Origin of the sequence: Sphingomonas sp. LHG3443-2, from assembly GCF_049896405.1 — a bacterium.
GTDB lineage: Bacteria > Pseudomonadota > Alphaproteobacteria > Sphingomonadales > Sphingomonadaceae > Sphingomicrobium.
The window spans coordinates 493881-510972 of sequence record NZ_JAFCUG010000001.1; the positions used below are offsets into that span (position 1 = coordinate 493881).

Annotated in this window: 15 protein-coding genes; 8 read left to right on the forward strand and 7 right to left on the reverse strand. The window is 67.4% G+C overall.

The genetic code is table 11. The features are described 5' to 3' along the window. Nucleotides 1-10: 10 nt before the first annotated feature. Nucleotides 11-1780 (forward strand): tetratricopeptide repeat protein, encoded by a 1770-nt coding sequence (locus tag ACP69Z_RS02435; protein ID WP_426265960.1) that lies wholly within the window; start codon nt 11-13, stop codon nt 1778-1780. Then, entirely contained in the window at nt 1777-2667 is an 891-nt protein-coding gene (locus ACP69Z_RS02440) for a class I SAM-dependent methyltransferase (RefSeq protein WP_426265961.1), read from the forward strand. The genes ACP69Z_RS02435 and ACP69Z_RS02440 overlap by 4 nt, the downstream gene beginning before the upstream one ends. Here ACP69Z_RS02440 and ACP69Z_RS02445 read toward each other — a convergent pair. The 3 genes from ACP69Z_RS02445 to ACP69Z_RS02455 all read right to left on the reverse strand — a co-directional run bounded on the left by ACP69Z_RS02445 (nt 2664) and on the right by ACP69Z_RS02455 (nt 7238). Further along, the gene (locus ACP69Z_RS02445; RefSeq protein ID WP_426265962.1) at nt 2664-3401 is read right to left on the reverse strand and encodes a 2OG-Fe(II) oxygenase; all 738 of its coding nucleotides are present in this window, start codon (nt 3399-3401) and stop codon (nt 2664-2666) included. The genes ACP69Z_RS02440 and ACP69Z_RS02445 overlap by 4 nt on opposite strands. Nucleotides 3402-3433: 32 nt before the next feature. After that, on the reverse strand, nt 3434-4159 hold the full coding sequence (locus ACP69Z_RS02450) for a 2OG-Fe(II) oxygenase (RefSeq protein WP_426265963.1): 726 nt from the start codon (nt 4157-4159) through the stop codon (nt 3434-3436). Nucleotides 4160-4253: 94 nt separating this feature from the next. After that, nucleotides 4254-7238 (reverse strand): TonB-dependent receptor domain-containing protein, encoded by a 2985-nt coding sequence (locus ACP69Z_RS02455; RefSeq protein WP_426265964.1) that lies wholly within the window; start codon nt 7236-7238, stop codon nt 4254-4256. Nucleotides 7239-7569: 331 nt separating this feature from the next. On the opposite strand from ACP69Z_RS02455, the gene ACP69Z_RS02460 reads away from it, so the two are divergent. Further along, the gene (locus ACP69Z_RS02460; protein ID WP_426265965.1) at nt 7570-8091 is read left to right on the forward strand and encodes a hypothetical protein; all 522 of its coding nucleotides are present in this window, start codon (nt 7570-7572) and stop codon (nt 8089-8091) included. A 9-nt stretch (nt 8092-8100) separates the two neighbouring features. On the opposite strand, the gene ACP69Z_RS02465 is transcribed toward ACP69Z_RS02460, so the two are convergent. Genes ACP69Z_RS02465 through xseA form a run of 3 tightly spaced genes read right to left on the reverse strand, consistent with a single transcriptional unit; the run spans nt 8101 to nt 10943 of the window. Further along, nucleotides 8101-9342, reverse strand: coding sequence for an aspartyl/asparaginyl beta-hydroxylase domain-containing protein (locus ACP69Z_RS02465; RefSeq protein WP_426265966.1), 1242 nt, complete (start codon nt 9340-9342; stop codon nt 8101-8103). Then, nucleotides 9339-9545 (reverse strand): DUF2093 domain-containing protein, encoded by a 207-nt coding sequence (locus ACP69Z_RS02470; RefSeq protein WP_426265967.1) that lies wholly within the window; start codon nt 9543-9545, stop codon nt 9339-9341. Before ACP69Z_RS02470 ends, ACP69Z_RS02465 begins: the two co-directional genes overlap by 4 nt. A gap of 15 nt (nt 9546-9560) precedes the next feature. Further along, nucleotides 9561-10943 carry an exodeoxyribonuclease VII large subunit gene (xseA, locus tag ACP69Z_RS02475; RefSeq protein ID WP_426265968.1) on the reverse strand — a complete coding sequence of 461 codons (1383 nt, stop codon included), beginning with the start codon at nt 10941-10943 and terminating at the stop codon, nt 9561-9563. Between xseA and purD the strand changes: the two genes are divergently transcribed. The 5 genes from purD to ACP69Z_RS02500 all read left to right on the forward strand — a co-directional run bounded on the left by purD (nt 10942) and on the right by ACP69Z_RS02500 (nt 14774). Next, complete coding sequence (gene purD / locus ACP69Z_RS02480) at nt 10942-12198, forward strand: phosphoribosylamine--glycine ligase (RefSeq protein ID WP_426268031.1); 1257 nt, start codon at nt 10942-10944, stop codon at nt 12196-12198. The two genes, xseA and purD, sit on opposite strands and share 2 nt — an antisense overlap. Further along, on the forward strand, nt 12195-12542 hold the full coding sequence (locus ACP69Z_RS02485; RefSeq protein WP_426265969.1) for a hypothetical protein: 348 nt from the start codon (nt 12195-12197) through the stop codon (nt 12540-12542). Before purD ends, ACP69Z_RS02485 begins: the two co-directional genes overlap by 4 nt. Further along, nucleotides 12542-12676 (forward strand): hypothetical protein, encoded by a 135-nt coding sequence (locus ACP69Z_RS02490; RefSeq protein ID WP_338501815.1) that lies wholly within the window; start codon nt 12542-12544, stop codon nt 12674-12676. The genes ACP69Z_RS02485 and ACP69Z_RS02490 overlap by 1 nt, the downstream gene beginning before the upstream one ends. Beyond that, on the forward strand, nt 12669-13256 hold the full coding sequence (locus tag ACP69Z_RS02495; RefSeq protein WP_426265970.1) for a hypothetical protein: 588 nt from the start codon (nt 12669-12671) through the stop codon (nt 13254-13256). The genes ACP69Z_RS02490 and ACP69Z_RS02495 overlap by 8 nt, the downstream gene beginning before the upstream one ends. A 342-nt stretch (nt 13257-13598) precedes the next feature. Further along, complete coding sequence (locus ACP69Z_RS02500) at nt 13599-14774, forward strand: prephenate dehydratase domain-containing protein (RefSeq protein WP_426265971.1); 1176 nt, start codon at nt 13599-13601, stop codon at nt 14772-14774. A gap of 69 nt (nt 14775-14843) precedes the next feature. On the opposite strand, the gene ACP69Z_RS02505 is transcribed toward ACP69Z_RS02500, so the two are convergent. Next, entirely contained in the window at nt 14844-17003 is a 2160-nt protein-coding gene (locus ACP69Z_RS02505) for a sodium-translocating pyrophosphatase (RefSeq protein ID WP_426265972.1), read from the reverse strand. Nucleotides 17004-17092 lie beyond the last annotated feature (89 nt).

A 17092-nucleotide genomic window follows, 5' to 3' on the forward strand; every position in this document is an offset into this window, starting at 1 on the left:
TGCCCGGCCGATGATGGGCAGCGCCGCCTCCACCCTGTTCCGCAAGGCAGAACTGGCGTTCACCTCAGGCCGTCCGGAAGAGGCGCGGCAGCACCTCCGGCAGCTCGGACCCACGACCGATCCTGGCGTGCTGCACCTGATCGCCTTGGTCGAGAAGAAGCTCGGCGACGTGAGCGCGGCGCGGGCCGCGTTCGAAGCCGCGCTTCGGCTCGCTCCCGGCGACGGGGCGATCAACAGCAATTACGGCAATCTTCTGGAAGCGCTGGGCGAACCGCAAGCGGCGCTCGTGCACTACGACCGGGCGCTGGCGGCGAACCCCGGACTGGCGAACGCGCGATTGGCGAAGGCGTTACTGCTGCAGCGCCAAGGGCGCCTGGACGAGGCCCTCGGCGAAATCGATCGGCTGGTTGCGCAGAATGCACAGGATCCTCGCTTCCACTCGGCTCGCGGAAGTGTGCTGCGTGAGATGGGCAATCTCGCAGCCGCCTCTGCTGCCTTCGACCGCAGCCTGGCGCTCGATCCGCGCCGTCCGGTAGCGTTGCATGGGCGGGCGCGCGTGGCGCTGGAAGCAGGTTCCGGCGATGCGGCGGAACGTTATCGCCATGCCATTGCCTCAGGGGTGAGCGGAGCCGAAGTGCATCTCGGCTTCGCGCAGGCGCTTGAAGCGGCTGGGCGCCCTGCCGAAGCAATCGCCTATCTCGAGCAACTAATCACCCTGCAGCCTGTCTGGAGCGAGGGGCAGGCTTTGCTTTCGCGGATCCGGTGGGAAGCGGGGGACGTGGCTGGATTTGCCGACGGACTTGAGCAGCTCGTCGCCGCAGCGCCGCAGGACAAGGCGGGCTGGCGGGCGCTCATCTCCGGCTACGCTGGCGCTGACCTCACGGAACGCGCGGCAGAGGCTGCATCGCGCGCTGCGCATGCGTGCGGGAACGACGCCGAGTTCGCGCTGCTTGCCGCGCTTTACGCGTCGGAAGCGGGCGACCTGGACGAGGCAGACAGGCGCTTTGCGGCGCTCGGGACCGGGGTGCCGCACCGCGACCTGCACGAAGCGTCGCACTTGCTTCGCCGCGGGCGCTACGAGGAGGCGGCCAACGCGCTCGAACGGGAGCGGGCAATGAACCCCTGGTCGGTCGCGGCGTGGGCGCTGACGGCGGTGGTCTGGCGCCTGATCGGCGACGCGCGGAAGGAATGGTTGAGCGGGCAGCCCGGGCTTGTCCTGACCTCCAGCCTCGGTTTCTCGGACGACGAGATCACCGACATCGCCGCGTGCCTGCGCGGGCTGCACCAGACGCAGGCGCATCCGCTTGGCCAGTCCTTGCGCGGCGGCACGCAAACGCGTGGGCGATTGCTGGCACGGCTCGAACCCGAGGTGCAGCGGCTGCGCGCAGCGATCGTCGCCGGAGTGGAAGCCTATTGGCGTGATCTGCCGGACGAGGATCCGACGCACCCGCTGCTGCGGCACCGTCGTCAGCGGCCGGTGGTCGAAGGCAGCTGGTCGGTCCGGCTGACCGACGGCGGTTTCCACGTGGCGCACTTCCACACCAAGGGCGTGGTCTCCTCCGCCACTTACCTTCGCCTGCCGGAAGTGTCCGCGCCGATGGAAGGCTGGCTTGAGATCGGCGGGGCACCAGCCAACCTCAACCTGCCGCTGGAGCCGCTGCACCGGATCGAACCGCAACCGGGGCGGATGGCGCTTTTCCCGAGCTACCTGTTCCACGGCACCCGCCCGTTCGCCGCCGGCGAGCGGCTGACGGCAGCCTTCGACGTGGTGGCACGGTGAGCGACAACGCCGCGGCGTGGGGCCAGTATTGGCGTGAGACGTCGGCGACCGGCAGCGGCTGCGCATCGGGCGCGGCGGGGATCACGGCAGCTTGTGCGCAGATCTGGCGCGAGTTCGCCGCCTCCTTGCCCCGCGAAGCAAAGGTGCTCGACCTCGCCACCGGCAACGGGGCGGTGCTGGCGCATCTTGCCAGCGTGCGGCCCGATCTGAAGCTGGTTGGGGTCGACAGCGCGCCTTATCTAGGCGGCGCGGCCAAGGGATCGAACCGGCTGATGGCGGGCGTGGCGATGGAAGCCCTGCCGTTCGATGGGAGCAGCCTGGACGCGGTCACCAGTCAATTCGGGTTCGAATATGGCGACACGCCTGCGATCGCCCGGGAGATCGCCCGCGTACTTCGGCCGGGCGGCTCCCTGCGGCTGGTGATCCATCACGCAGATAGCCCGGTGGTCGTGCAGGGCCGTGCGCGGCGCGAGCAGTTGCGCTGGGCGCTGGCGCCGGGCTCGCCGCTCTCTCAGGCCGCCAACTTCGCCGCGGCGCGCGGACTGTCTTCGCTGCCACTGCCCCCTGCCCTGCGCGTAGCACCGAGCGACGCAGCGCGGCTTTTCCCCGGCCCTTCTGCGGCAGCCGAGATCATGACCGGCATGGTTCAGGTGGTGGAACTCGGCGGCCCAAGGGCACCAGAGTTGTTGCGGCAGCTAAGGGGCAAGGTCACGGGCGAGCTGGCCCGCCTCGACGCGCTGATCGAGGCGGCGCGAGATGGCGAAGGAGCCGAGACGGTGCGCGGTGAACTGCAAGCGGCGGGATTGGTCGTCGGCGCTGTTGAGCCAAGGCGGGAAGGCGCCACCGGGCCCGTGTTCGCGTGGCAGGTCGACGCGAAACGACCCTAGCGGTCGCGGAACCAGCCGGTGATGGCAAAGCGGGCGACCGGCGCAAATGGTGGCACGTAGGTGACGTTGTGGCGCTGCGGTACGCGGAACATGTTCAGCGCATTGAAACGAGGTTTGAAGCCCGCAACCACGTCGCCGTCCTCGTCGTAGAAGTTGAGATAGCCGCCCCAGTCTGGCCGCCAATCCTCGGCGCAGAAGTTCATCACGTAAGCAATCCGCCAGCCTTCGCCGACATGGCCGTCGTCATGCATCGCCAGGAAGTGGTTGGGACCATAAAGCGTCGCCTGAGCATCGGCCTTGCGAAGCTCGGGAATGGCGGTGACCTGCCGTACGAGGTCCATTAGCGGCTGGTCGTTGATATGCTCGATCAGCGCCTCCAGCCCGGGGTGCTCGTTCCAGCCCTGCTGGACGGCGGTGAGGATCTGATATTGCGAGTAGACAAAGGCATAGTCGCCGCTCCGCATGGCGGCCGCGACGGCGGTGCTGAGGCGTTGCCAATCGGAGGGCGTGTAGGCGGCTGACTGCTGCCGGCGAAGGCCATGAGGGCCGTCTGCGCCTGCGCGCCAGGCTAGGCCCCAAGGTGTCTCGCGTGACAGGATCTGCAGGATGTTGCGCGCCGCCGTGTCCGTCAGGAAGTCGCGGATCTGGATGCGCCCGTCGCGCGCGAACTGTGCGGCAAGGGCAGCGCGGTCGAGGTCGGGGTTGAGCTCGAACAGGGTGATGGGCTGGGTCACGGGCGCGGGTGTTCCTTTGCCTGGGCCCGGCGTCAAGCGCCGCGCAGCCAGCCGGTGATCGAATAACGCCGGTTGGCGGCAAAGGGCGCTACCATGCTGACGCTGTGCGGCTGGGGCACGGTGAACAGATTGAGCGCGTTGAACGAGGGCGTGAAGCCGCGCTCGATATGGCCGCCCTCTCCTTCGAACAGAAGCAGGCCGCCCCAGTCGACCCGCCAGCGCGGGGTCAGGTTGAAGACGTAGGCGGCATGGCGGTTCTTGCCCGCGACCTCATCGTCGTGCGCGGTGAGGAAGTGGCCGGGGCCGTAGGCCGTTGCCTGCGCGTCGGCGAAATCGATAGCTGGTCTGGCCGTGACTTGGCGAAGGAACCGCCGGACCGGGTCCGAGGACATGAAGCGGGCAAAGGCTACCAGCGGATCGTCACCGGTACGCTCCGCCGCGGCGTCGGGCACGCGAATGCTCTCGTAGAGATATTGGAAGCCGTAGCGCGCCTCGGCGTGGACGGCCTGCTCAAGGCTTTTTCGCTGTTCGGGCGAGAGCGCCGCTTGCGCTGCTCGGTCGAGATCGAAGCTGCGATCGCCTTGATTGACGACCAGCCGCCAATCGGAGCGGCTGCGCAGTGACTGGTGCAGCAGCGCGGCATCGTCGGGATGCAGGAAGTCGGGCACGTGAAGGCGGCCCGCTTCGCCATAGGCGTTGGCCAACGCGTCCCAGTCGAGCTTGTCAGAAAGCCTCAGTTGGTTGTCCGCCGTCGTCATGCGCGAGGCTTATGGCAGCAAGTGGTGCCTTGCCAAAAGAAAAGGGCGGCGGACCTGTTGGTCCACCGCCCCATCTTTCCCGTATCGCTTCCGCTTACATGCGGAAGTTGACCGACACGAAGAAGTCGCGACCAAGCACGTCGTAGGTGCCCGGATAGGTGTTGGCCTGCTCCTGGTTGCTGCCGATGATCGGCGGCTTCTTGTCGAACAGGTTGTTGATGCCGAAGGTCATCGTGGCCGTGTCCGTCACGCCCAGCGAGAAGGCGAGGTCGAACAGGTTGTAGGCCTTCAGGCTTTCGACGAAGTAATCCGTCTCGTCGTCGTCGTCGCGGGTCTTGCCCACATACCGCCAACGGACGGTGGTGGTGAGCGGACCGTCGAGCAGCGACAGGCGGCTCGACCACTTGTACTTCGGCGTCGGGTTGCCGCAGTTCAGGCCGAACTTCCCAGCGCACTCCACGCGGTCGAGGCCGACCACCGGGGTGTAGCTGTTCTTCCGGGTGTAGCTGCCGAGGAAGTAGAAGTTCAGGCGCGACGTGTTGCCGAGGACACCGAAGTTCAGCGGCACGTTGTAGTCGAGCTGAGCGTCGACACCCTCTGCGTTGAACGCCGACAGGTTGGCGTTACCTGCGTTGACGACGTTCGGACCGCCCGAGATGATGCCCTGCTGGTCGCGAGTGATCGACTGGCAGAGTGCGCTGTTGGCGTCGGCAATGACGTTGTAGCACAGGTTCAGGATGCCGGCGACGCCGCCACCGGCTGCGCCGATCGCGTTGGCAACCTTGATCTTGTAGTAGTCAACCGCAAGGTTCAGGCGCGGGATGAACGACGGGCGGAAAATGAAGCCGGCGGTGTAGGTGTCGCCAACTTCTTCCTCGAGGTTCGGGTTACCACCGAACGTGCCTTCGATCTGATCGTTCGGCTGCAGGAACGCCTGGAAAACGTTGGCCTGCGGCACGCCGGTCCGCTCGCAAAGCAGGCGCAGGGCATCGGTCCGCCCCGCAACCGGTGTACGGCTGGAGCACGGATCGGTCGCAGCCGGGAAGCCGACCGACGAGCCGCCGAACAGTTCCTGTACGTTCGGGGCGCGAACCGCGCGCTGATACTGCGCACGGAAGGTGATGTCGCGCACCGGAGCCAGTTCGGCACCGATCGAGTAGGTCGGCACCGTGCCAACCGCGTCGAGCGAGTAGTCCGAATAACGGCCTGCAGCGCTGATTTCGAAGCGGTTGATGAAGCTGTCCGCGATGATCGGGATGCGAAGCTCGCCGAACACTTCCTTCACGTTGTAGCTGCCCGCAGTCGGGTCACCGGCGTTGAAGCCGACGACGTCGCCCGACGACAGAGCCGTGTCAGGAATGAATTCCGCGGCCATCTTGCGCCATTCCACACCGGCGGCGATGCCGACCGGAGCCGACGCCCACGGCAGCTGGAACAGGTTGCCCGAAAGGCTGCCCTGCGCCACGTGCAGAACCGACTCTTCCTGGTTCTGAGCCAGGATCGAGACGTTCTCGATGCAGGTGTCCGACAGCTGGTTCAGACCGAAGATGTTGCAGGTGCCGTTGGCAACGTTCGTGGCAAACGCCGAACGCGAGATGTTGCCTTCCTGGACCTGCGCATTCTTGGTGCGCGAGTACATGTAGTACAGGTCGTAGTTGATGCCCTCGAACACCTCACCACGCGAGCCGACCAGCATGCGATACGCATTACGATCGTCGGCCGCATTGCGGTTGGCGATCTGAGTCACGCGATAGTTGGCGGTCAGGCGGACCTGGGTCGCAGGACCCGTCGCCGGAACCGACAGCGCCGGAACCACGCCGGTACCAGCAGCAAGCTGACCAAACGGGTTGGCAAGCCCAGCCGCAGTTGCCGCGCGAACCGCCGCCGCCTGGTTGTTGGCGATGGTGGTCAGCTGGGTGCAGTCAGCAGCGCTGACCTGGGTGCAGACGGTAGCCAGGTTGAGGTTTACACCCTGAGTGACCGGAGTCGCCGCCAGTTCGTTCTCGACGCGGTTGTTGATGAAGGCGACTTCGCCGTACAGCTTGATGCCGTCGCCAACCTCATACTCGCCGTAGCCGCCGAGGGTCCAACGCTCTTGCGGGACCATCAGGTAGTTCGACGGAGCATAGTTGTAAGCGTTGGCGGCCGCGTACGGAGTGCTGACGCCCGGCGTGCCGAAGAACGCGCCGTTGCCGACATAGTTGGTGCCGGCAGCGATGTTGAAGGCGGTGCCGTTGACGGTCACGCTCGCCGGAGCGGCAAAACGGCCCTGCGGAACGTTGGCCGAACCACCCGGAACGAGGCTGGTGGCGCCGTCGCTCAGCGCGAAGTTCGAGAACGGACGGCCGCTCTGGAAGATCGAGCCGCGGTTGTAATATTCACCGTAGATGGTGATGTTGCCGCGACCGTCGCCGAGCTTGGTGCCAAGCGCACCGTAGACGTTGTAGCGACGACCGTCGCCGTCTTCGGTGATCGACACCTGACCGCCGGCGAGAACGCCTTCGAGGTCGGTACGGAGACGGAAGTTGGTGACGCCCGCAAGCGCGTCCGAACCGTAAACGGCCGAGGCACCGCCGGTGACGACGTCAACGCTGTCGAGGAGGAACGCCGGAATGGTGTTCAGATCGACGACCTGCGAGGGATCGTAGAAAACATAGCGGCGGCCGTTGACGAGCACGAGGTTGCGCTGCGAACCGAGGCCGCGGAGGTTAAGGGTGGCAACGCCGCCGCCCGGGTTGTTCGAGAAGGCGGTGGCGCCCGGAACGACCTGCGGGAGGGCGTTGATCACCTGCTCGACGTTGACCGAGCCGGAGAGGGAGAATTCTTCGTCCTGCACGACGGCCAGCGGGCTGGTCGAGGTGAGGTCGCGGCGCGCAATGCGCGAGCCGGTGATGATGACGTCACCGGTGTCGACGCCCGACGAACCCGGATCCTGCTCACCCGCGTTCGGATCGGCTTCCGACGAAGCGGCCGGTTCGGGCGAACTGTCTTGGGCCTGGGCCCAAGCCGGCGAGGCGACGGTCGCCGCACCGATCAAAAGCGTCGTCGCCATGAGGCGCTGACGGAGAGTCGATCTCATTAGAAATCCCCTTATGCTTAACCCATTGACCCCTGAGCATCGCTCCGAAGTACGTTGGAAATGACTATGCGCCATGACCCACGGGAGCCGCTTGTTACGCAGGGGCACCGGTTCAGGCAATCGACCGAGACCCGCAGAACCCACGTCGCGACGGAACCGTAGCAAAAAGGTCACAGAAGCTCTGCGAGGCAAAATGTTCGCTGAGGCCCCGTCGGGCGGGCGAGATGGGCATCCTATAGGCCCGCAGCACATGCTTCTCGGCCAGCCGTCTTGCTGCTAGTCTCGGCCTGAGCGGCGCAACTGAGCGCCGGGGAGCGGGAAGGTGCTGAGAATGCGGTTGTATTGGGCAGTGGCGGCAGCGGCGCTTGGGCTTTCGGGAGGCGCGTCGGCGCAATCGGCGACCAAGACGTCACCGGCCATCGTGAACGAGGTGCTCAGCTGCCGGTCGGTCAGCGATGCGGCGGCGCGGCTGGCTTGCTTCGATCGTTCGGTTTCAGCGCTCGGCGAGGCGCAGACCAAGGGTGATCTCGTTACCCTCGACCGGCAGGAAGTTCGCAAGACCCGCCGCTCGCTGTTCGGCCTGACGCTGCCCAGCCTCCGGATCCTTGGTGACGAAGACAATAGCGAGGAAGGGCAGGAGATCGAGACGCGGATCGTCCGCACTGCGGAAGGACCCGGCGGCAAGTGGATCTTCGATCTTGCCGAAGGTGGCCGCTGGGCGCAGACCGACACCCGCAATTTCATCGTCGATCCGAAGGCGGGGCAGACGATCAAGATCCGGCGTGCGGCGCTTGGCTCTTACACCGCCAACATCAACAATCAGCGGGGCATCAAGGTCAAGCGGATCAACTGAGACGGCTGCTTAGCCGATCAGGCGCGACACCGCTTTCTCCGCTTCGGTCAGGAGCGGATTCCAGCCGTCCAGGATGAGGATGGCGCGGACCTGATCGCTATCGTTCCATGCCTCGTGCTCGATCGTATCGTCGAACGCCCAGGCCTCGCCTTCCTTCCACTCGCGCGTTTCAGCCCCAACGCGAAAGCCGCAGCCGGGCGGAACCACCAGCGGCAGATGGATGGTGGTGCGGATGTTGCTCGATCCCGTGTGCGGCGGGATGCGGGTCCGCGGCTGAAGGATCGAGAACATGACGGTGGGCGACTTGCCCGGAATGTCGAGCAGCGGAAGCTTCTCGATGATCGCCGCCGATTGCGGGCAGCGCGCGCAATTGCCTTCGTGACGCGCGCCATTCTCCCACAGGAAGAACGCGCTCCAGCGCGGCGACCAGTTGAGATCGCCCCAATCGCCGACCGGCGCACCGGCTTCGTAGGTGACGTAAGGGCGAAAGTTGGGATTCTCCTCGGCCCACAGGCTCAGCAATTCGGCGCGGAAGATGGCGGTGTGTGCTTCAAGCTCGGCGAACCACGGGAAATGCTCGCGGGCGAAGAACTCGATTGCCGGGAGATACGGGAAATGGCCGTCCATGGGGCGCTGCTGAAAGACCTGGCGCCTGCCGGCGCGCTGCTCGGCAAAGGCGCGGGCGCGGGTAAGGTCCGCGCTTGGATCGGCGGCAGCGACCGTGTCGACGGCAGCGGAGAAGTGGTCGAGCTTGCGTGCGTTGTGCGCGTCGAGGAGGGCGCGGGCGGCGGCCAGTTGCCGGGCGAGCGGCTCGGGCACCTGCAGGTCGGCGGGCAGCCCGGAAAAGAGCAGACGCAGCAGTTCCATCGCTTCCGGCTCGCGCCCGAGTGCACGAAGCACCTCGGCCTTGGCGAGGACGGCGGGAAGGAAAAAGGCATCGCGGCTGAGGGCGGCCTCGATGCTGGCGAGTTCGTCCTCGCGCCGACCGAGCGCACGCTGGGCGCGGGACAGGTTGAACAAGGGAAAGGGTGCGGCGGGATCGGCGTCGACCGCGCGCCGGAGGCTCGTCTCGGCTTCAGCGGCATTGCCGAGATCGAGCTCGACAAGCCCGAGCATGTTCCAGGCGGGGCCGAAGCCCGGAACGTCGCGGACGAGGTCTGCAAGCAGGCTCCGCGCGTCGTTCAGACGGCCTTCCTGCCGCGCGCGGCTGGCCTCGGCGAGACGCCCGGACTGCCGCGGGTCGGGGCTCATCCCCGGGCGCGATCCTCAGCCGCGAGGCTGGCCGCCGCGTCGATATAAGGCTCCTGCCGCGCAACGCTCCAATAGCGCAAGGTGTCGAGCGGGATGCGCGCGCCCGTCATCGCGCAGCGGACGTGATCGCCGTCCGAAAGCAGGCGGAAGGTGCCTGCCATATAATGGATCCGGGCCTCCCGGCCGCTTCCCGCCATCAACATGGGCGTCTGGTCCTCTTAATCGAACAAATTGGGTTGAGGCGGGGCATAGGGGCGCTTGGGGCTGCGCTCAACCTTGGGGGGCTGTGCTGGCGTCCCCTCCCCCGTCGTCGCCGCGACCTCGCCGTCGCCGAAGTGGAGCATCAGGCGGGCCGCGGCGCGCGCGTCGGCAGCATGGGTCAGCGTCCGGCCGTCGGCCGCTGCGGTGACCCGGACGAAGCCGCGGCCGAGCGGACGGTCGGGGTGAACTAAGGGCAGCATCTTGGCCGACGCCTGAAGCCGATCGCTCGCCCGCGAGAGTTTCTGCGCGAGGAGATCGGGCCGGAGCCGCGAGGCCGTAAGGTTCATCAAGGCTTCCGCCTTGTGAGCACGGGCGGCGAGACCGCGGGGCAGACGCTCGGCGGTATCGTCGAGGCGCTGGCGCTTGGGGCCAAGCAGGGTGTCGGCTGCAGGCCAGCGGCAGGATGTGAGGGCAAGCCGCTCCCGCGCATCGCTGGCGCGCTTGCCGAGGCAGCGGCGCTTGCGGGTGCTAAGCTCGTCCAGAAGCGCAAGCAGTTCGGCGCGGACCGGCACCGCGATCTCGGCCGCGGCGGTGGGGGTCGGCGCGCGGAGGTCCGACGCGTGGTCGATCAGGGTGGTGTCGGTCTCGTGCCCAACCGCGCTGATGAGGGGGATCGGCGATTCGGCGGCGGCGCGGACGACCTCTTCCTCGTTGAACGCCCACAAATCCTCGATAGAGCCACCGCCGCGGGCGACGATGATGAGGTCGGGACGGGTTTCGTAGGAGCCAAAGCCGCGAATGGCGGCGGCGATCTTCGACGCGGCCCCGTCGCCCTGCACCTGCACCGGCCACAGGATCACACGGGTCGGGCAGCGGTCCTCGAGCCGGTGGAGGATGTCGCGGATCACTGCGCCGGTGGGGCTGGTCACCACCCCGATGACGCGCGGCATGAACGGCAGCGCCCGCTTGCGCGCTGCGTCGAACAACCCTTCGGCGGCGAGCGCCTTGCGGCGGCGTTCGAGCAGCGCCATCAGCGCGCCCACGCCGGCCAGCTCCATCCGCTCGACCACCAGCTGGTATTTGGAGCGCGCCGGATAGGTGGTCATCTTGGCGGTCGCGATGACCTCGGCGCCATCCTCGGGCCGGAAGGCGAGGCTGCCCGCCTGCCCGCGCCAGATCACGGCGTCGATGCACGCGGCGTCGTCCTTCAGCGTGAAGTAGCAATGGCCCGAGCTGTGCCGCTTCCAGCCGCTGATCTCGCCGCGCACCCGGATGCGGCCGAAGCGGTCCTCCACCGTGCGCTTCACCGCAGAGGCCAAGTCGCCGACGCTCATCGCGGGTGAATTGTCGCCTTGGCTTCGCTCGGCTAGGAGCCCGGAGGGCATGTCGAACTCGGTCATCACTATCCTGCTGTTGGGCTCCGGTGGGCGCGAGGATGCGCTGGCCTGGGGCTTACGGCAATCGCCCAGCTGCGGCGAGCTTCTTGCCGCGCCGGGCAATCCGGGAATCGCGCGGTGGGCCGAGTGCCTGCCCATCGATCCCACCGACCCCGAGAAGGTGGTGGCGCTGGCGCGCGAGCGCAACGTCGGGCTGGTGGTGGTCGGCCCGGAAGCGCCGCTGGTCGCCGGCGTGGCGGACGCATGCCGTGAGGCGGGCATTGCGGTGTTCGGGCCGTCGGCCGCGGCGGCGATGCTGGAGGGGAGCAAGGGCTTCACCAAAGACCTGTGCGCGGCGAACGGCATTCCGACCGCGCGCTTCGTGCGACTGGCGGACACCGACGCAGCGCTGGAAGCCCTTGGCGAGTTCGGGCTGCCGGTGGTGATCAAGGCCGATGGCCTCGCGGCGGGCAAGGGCGTGACCGTCGCGACCACCCGCGACGAGGCCGAGCAGGCGGTGCGCGATCTTGGCGGCGCGCCGCTGGTGATCGAGGAATTTCTGGCAGGCGAGGAAGCGAGCCTGTTCGCGCTGGTGGATGGCGAAGAGGCGCTGTTTCTTGCCTCCGCCCAAGATCACAAGCGCGTCGGCGAAGGCGATGTCGGGCCGAACACCGGCGGCATGGGCGCGTATTCCCCGGCGCCGGTGTTGAGCGACGCGTTGCGCGACCGCGCGATGGCCGAGATCGTGGGTCCAACCGCCAAGGCGATGGTCCGCGCGGGAACGCCTTTCTCCGGGCTGCTTTATGCTGGCCTGATGCTGACCGCCGAGGGACCCAAGCTGATCGAATACAACGTCCGCTTCGGCGACCCCGAATGCGAAGCGATCGTACCGCGCTTGCAGGGCGATCTCGCCGCCCTGCTGCTGAGCGTCGCCGAAGGGCGGCTGGGCACGGTGCAACCCGAGATGTCGGATGCGGTCAGCATGACCGTCATCGTCGCCGCCGCGGGCTATCCCGGTAGGCCGAAGAAGGGCGGGCTGATCGATGGGGTCGAGGCGGCCGAACGGGTGCCGGGCGTAACCGTGTTCCACGCGGGCACCGCTCGGCATGGGTCGGGCGCCTTGCTCTCAGCCGGCGGCCGGGTGCTGGCGGTGACGGCGCTAGGCGAGACATTGGCCGAGGCGCGAGCCCGGGCCTATCAGGGTGTCGACGCGATCGAGTTCGCAGACGGCTTCCACCGCCGCGACATCGGATGGCGCGAGCTGGAGCGGCAAACATGAACCGCAAAGGGAAGCTCTGGCTCGGCGCGCTCGCCGCAATCGGCGTGGCCGAGCTGTGGCATGGCCCGGTGGGCGCGGCGAATGACGTGCGCACCGACCTCGAACGCGAGACGCGCAGCCTGCTCGATTACTATGAGCTGCCGCAGATCACCGCCCGGATGGACGATGCGCCGCTGACCCGGCGGATCATCCTCAACGGGCCGGCCGACGACTTCCAGCGCCGGGCACTGGTCGAGCGCGTCGGAGAGCTGCCGGGCGTCGCCGAGGTGCGGTGGGATCCGGCGAGCCCGGTCATCAACAATTTTCCGCGGGCGAACGCCCCGGCAGCGGGAGGGCCGCGCTGATGCTGGGCCTGCCCTTGTTCGTAGAAGCGGCGGTGCTGGGCCTGCTCGGCTATGGCCTTGGCCTTGTCATCGCCTATCTCGCCGAGCTTCATCGCCGGCGTCAGTCCAGAGGATGGAATGAGTGGAATGAGTGAACTGCTGAACGCTTATTGGCCGATGATCCTGGTCGCGGTCGCCCTTGGTCTGATCGTCGGGCTGGTCGTCTTCCGCCGTCCCAAGCAGCGCGTGACGCTGAGCCGAACGGAGGCCCCGGTGCGGCCGCACATGGCGGCGGTCGAGCAGGAGCGCGCGGTGCCCTCCCCTGCCCCTACTCCCGCCCCGAGCCCGGAACCGGCGGCCGCCTCCTCACGCCGCGACCATGATGGCGGCGGCGAAGGCAATGGTGTCGGCGACGAGATCGCGGCGGCCGCCAGCGACGTCATCGGCCAGGTGATCGGCGCACCGGTCCACTCCAACCTGCCCGGAAGCCACGGCATCCCCGACGACCTCCAGCGCATGAAGGGCGTCGGTCCCAAACTTGCCGGTATCCTCGCCGACCGCGGGCTGACCCGCTTCGACCAGATCGCCGCCCTGACCCCCGAGGAGGTCACGCTGATCGACGGCGAACTCGGCGCCTTCAAGGGCCGGCTCAGCCGCGACCGGGTCGTCGAGCAGGCCGGCTACCTCGCCCGCGGCGACCAGGCCGGGTACGAAGCGGCGTTCGGGAAGCTCTGAGCTCCTCAGCCGAAGTTCTCGAAGTTCACATAGGGCGGCCCTTTCGGGGTCGCCCTTTTTGTTCGCCCTGAGCCCCTCCCGATACCGGAGGCGAGGTGAGCAGGGCAGTTCCTACATTGCAAGGCGCTTGCATCGATCGGTGCGATAAGGCAGCTTTCGAAAATCGCGGCGTGGATCAGCCCGCCGCGGCAAGGGCCGTTCAAACCGTGACGCTTCGCTTTCGGGTCAGCGTGAACTTTACCGGCCGGCATTCCTGCGGGGTGCCGGACGTGAGGATCATCAACCCGAAGTAAGAGCGCTTGAGCCCCGAACCGCGGGTGAAGCGCGGCGAGGCCAAAAACCATGAACAGCATCAATTCCCACCAGAATGTCAGTCCCATTGCGTCCGCGATCAACGTCCTGCGCGGTGAGATCGACCGGATCGACGACCAGATCCTCGGCCTGCTGGAGCAACGCTACCGGCAGGTGAGCCGGATCGCGCGGGTCAAGGACGTTTCCACCAGCCACACGCTGGCGATGCGCCCGGCGCGCGAACAGCGGATCGTGGAGCGGCTGAGCGCCAAGGCGCGGCATGTGCCCGCCGACGACATCGGCCAGATCTGGCGATCGATGATGGCGCTGAGCGCCAGGCACCAGCGGCCTTACCGCGTGCTGCTGTGGGGACCGGAAGGCGCCCGCACCGCGCTTGCGACGCTGGCTGCGGCACGACATGGCGCGGCGGTGACGGCGACCTGGGCGACGAGCGTCGAGGCGGCACGGGCCGAAGCCCTGCGCGGCGAGGCGATCCTGATCGTCAGCGCGGACGAGGAATGCTGGCGAGAGCGCGGCGGGCTCGACCTCATCGCGCGCCATCCGACCGGCTGCGACGAGCATCCGTGGGCGCTCGAACTCGGGCGGGTGGAGCGGCCGGGTGGCGAGCCTGCCGCGCCCTCGTCATCGCCGGATGGCATGATGCCCACGCTGGGCAAAGGCGTGGTGGCGTGTCTTGGCGGGCGCGGGAGCTTCTCGGAAGCGGCGTGCCTCAAGCTGCTGCCGGGGCATGAGCTGCTGCCCCTAGGCGACATGGAAGCGGTGTTGCGTGCAGTGCGGGAAGGGTCGGCCGACCTGGCGGTGGTGCCGGTCGCCAACAGCCATGCCGGCTCGATCGAAGAGCATCGAAGGCTGCTGACCCATCCCGAACTTCGGATTATCGGCGAGCACGTGATGGAGGTGCGGCAGCATCTGCTTGGCCAGCCGGGCGCGTGTGTCGGCGATGTCCGGCGGGTGACGAGTCATCCGGCGGCGCTGTCGCAATGCGAGGCCTATCTCGCCAAACAAGCATGGGCGCGAACCGAGGCGGCGAGCACGGCGCTGGCCGCGGCACAGGTGGCGGGAACGGGTGACCCGGCGTGGGCGGCGATCGGGAGCGAGGTGGCGGCGGAAATCCACGGCCTCGGCATTCTCGAGCGCGATCTGCAGGGCGAGACGGTCAACGAGACGCGCTTCGTGATCGTCGAGCGGCGCCACAGCTACGCCTGAGGCGCCCCCATGAAAAAGCCCCGCCGGAGGTGATCCGGCGGGGCCCTTTCATTCGTCAGGAAGCGGTGATCAGCCGCCGTGCCCGGCCAGCGCCGCAAGGAGCAGCAGGGCGACGATGTTGGTGATCTTAATCATCGGATTGACCGCCGGGCCGGCGGTGTCCTTGTAGGGATCGCCGACCGTGTCACCGGTCACCGCGGCCTTGTGGGCTTCCGAACCCTTGCCGCCGTAATTGCCGTCTTCGATATATTTCTTGGCATTGTCCCACGCGCCGCCGCCGCTGGTCATCGAAATGGCGACGAACAGGCCCGAGACGATGACGCCGAGCAGCAGGGCGCCCAGCGCCGCGAAGCCCTGTTCCTTGCCGGCCACCCAGGCGATCAGAAAGTAGACGGCGATCGGCGTCAGCACCGGCAGCAGCGAGGGGATGATCATCTCCCGGATCGCGGCCTTGGTGACGAGGTCGACGGTGCGGGCGTAATTGGGGCGGCTGGTGCCGTCCATGATGCCCGGGTTGTTGCGGAACTGGTCGCGCACGTCGAGCACCACGTTGCCCGCCGCACGGCCCACGGCGGTCATGCCCATCGCCCCGAACAGATAAGGCAACAGCGCGCCGAGCAGCAGCCCGACTACGACGTAGGGGTTGGAGAGGCTGAAATCGACCGCGTTGGCGCCGATCCCGAGGTCCCCCGAGAACTCCTTCAAGTCGGTGGTGTAGGCGCCGAACAACACCAGCGCGGCGAGCGCGGCGGAGCCGATGGCATAACCCTTGGTGACCGCCTTGGTGGTGTTGCCCACCGCATCGAGCGCGTCGGTGCGGGTCCGGACCTCGTCTTCCATGCCGCTCATTTCGGCGATGCCGCCGGCGTTGTCGGTGACCGGCCCATAAGCGTCGAGCGCGACCACCATGCCGGCCAGCGCCAGCATCGAGGTGGCGGCAAAGGCGATGCCGATCAGGCCGGCGAGGAGGTAGGAGCCGATGATCGCGGCGCAGATAACGATCGTCGGCAGCGCGGTCGATTCAAGGCTGATCGCAAGGCCCTGGATGACGTTGGTGCCGTGGCCGGTTTCCGACGCCTTGGCGATGGATTTGACCGGGCGGTAGTTGGTGCCGGTGTAATATTCGGTGATCCAGACCAGCAGGCCGGTGACGCCGAGGCCGATCATCATGCACCAGAAGAGGTCCATGCCGGTGAAGCCGCTGGTCTGATCGGCAGCAGCGCCGGTGAGGTCGGTGCCGGCCGCTTCGGGTCCGCCGATCACGGCGTTGAGGTCGCCGAGCGCATAAGCCGTGGCGAAGTAGATCAGCGGGATCGACAGGATCGCGGTGGTCCAGAAGCCCTTGTAGAGCGCGCCCATGATCGACTTGCCGCGGCCGAGGCGGACCATGTAGGTGCCGATGATCGAGGTGATGATGCACACGCCGCCGACCAGCAGCGGCAAGCTCATCAGCGCGGTCAGCGCGGCGCCGGTGGTGTTCACCAGCAAGGCGGTCAGCACCATGGTGGCGCCGACGGTGACGACATAGGTTTCGAACAGATCGGCGGCCATGCCGGCGCAGTCGCCGACGTTGTCGCCCACGTTGTCGGCGATGACGGCCGGGTTGCGGGGGTCGTCTTCGGGAATTCCGGCTTCGACCTTGCCGACGAGATCGGCGCCGACGTCGGCGGCCTTGGTGAAGATACCGCCGCCGAGACGGGCGAAGATGGAGATGAGCGAGGCGCCGAACGCGAGGGCAACCAGCGCGTCGATGACGGTGCGGTCATCCGGTGCGCGGCCTTGGAGGCCAACCAGCACGTAGAAGAAGGAGGCGATGGCAAGCAGCGCCAGGCCCGCGACCAGCATGCCGGTGATGGCGCCGGAGCGGAAGGCGGTGGTGAGGCCGCCCTGGAGCGACACCCGCGCGGCTTCCGCGGTGCGGACGTTGGCGCGGACCGAGATGTTCATCCCGATATAGCCCGCGACCCCCGACAACAAAGCACCGACCACGAAGCCGATCGCGGCGATGGGCCCGAGGAAGAGGAAAACCAGCACGGCGACGACCACGCCGACGATGCCGATGGTGGTGTACTGCCGGCCAAGATAGGCCTGCGCGCCTTCCTGGATGGCGGCGGCGATGTCCTGCATCTTCTGGTTGCCGGGCGCTTGCCGGAGCACCTGGCCGGAGGTGACGATGCCGTAGAGTACAGCGAGCAGCCCGCAGCCGATCGCGATCAACACGAGTTCCATCGGTAATGCTTTCCCCATCCTGTTGTGGAGGGGAGTGTAGGGAGCAAACCGGGCCTGTCTAGCCGCGGAAAATCAGGTCAGGAGGAAGG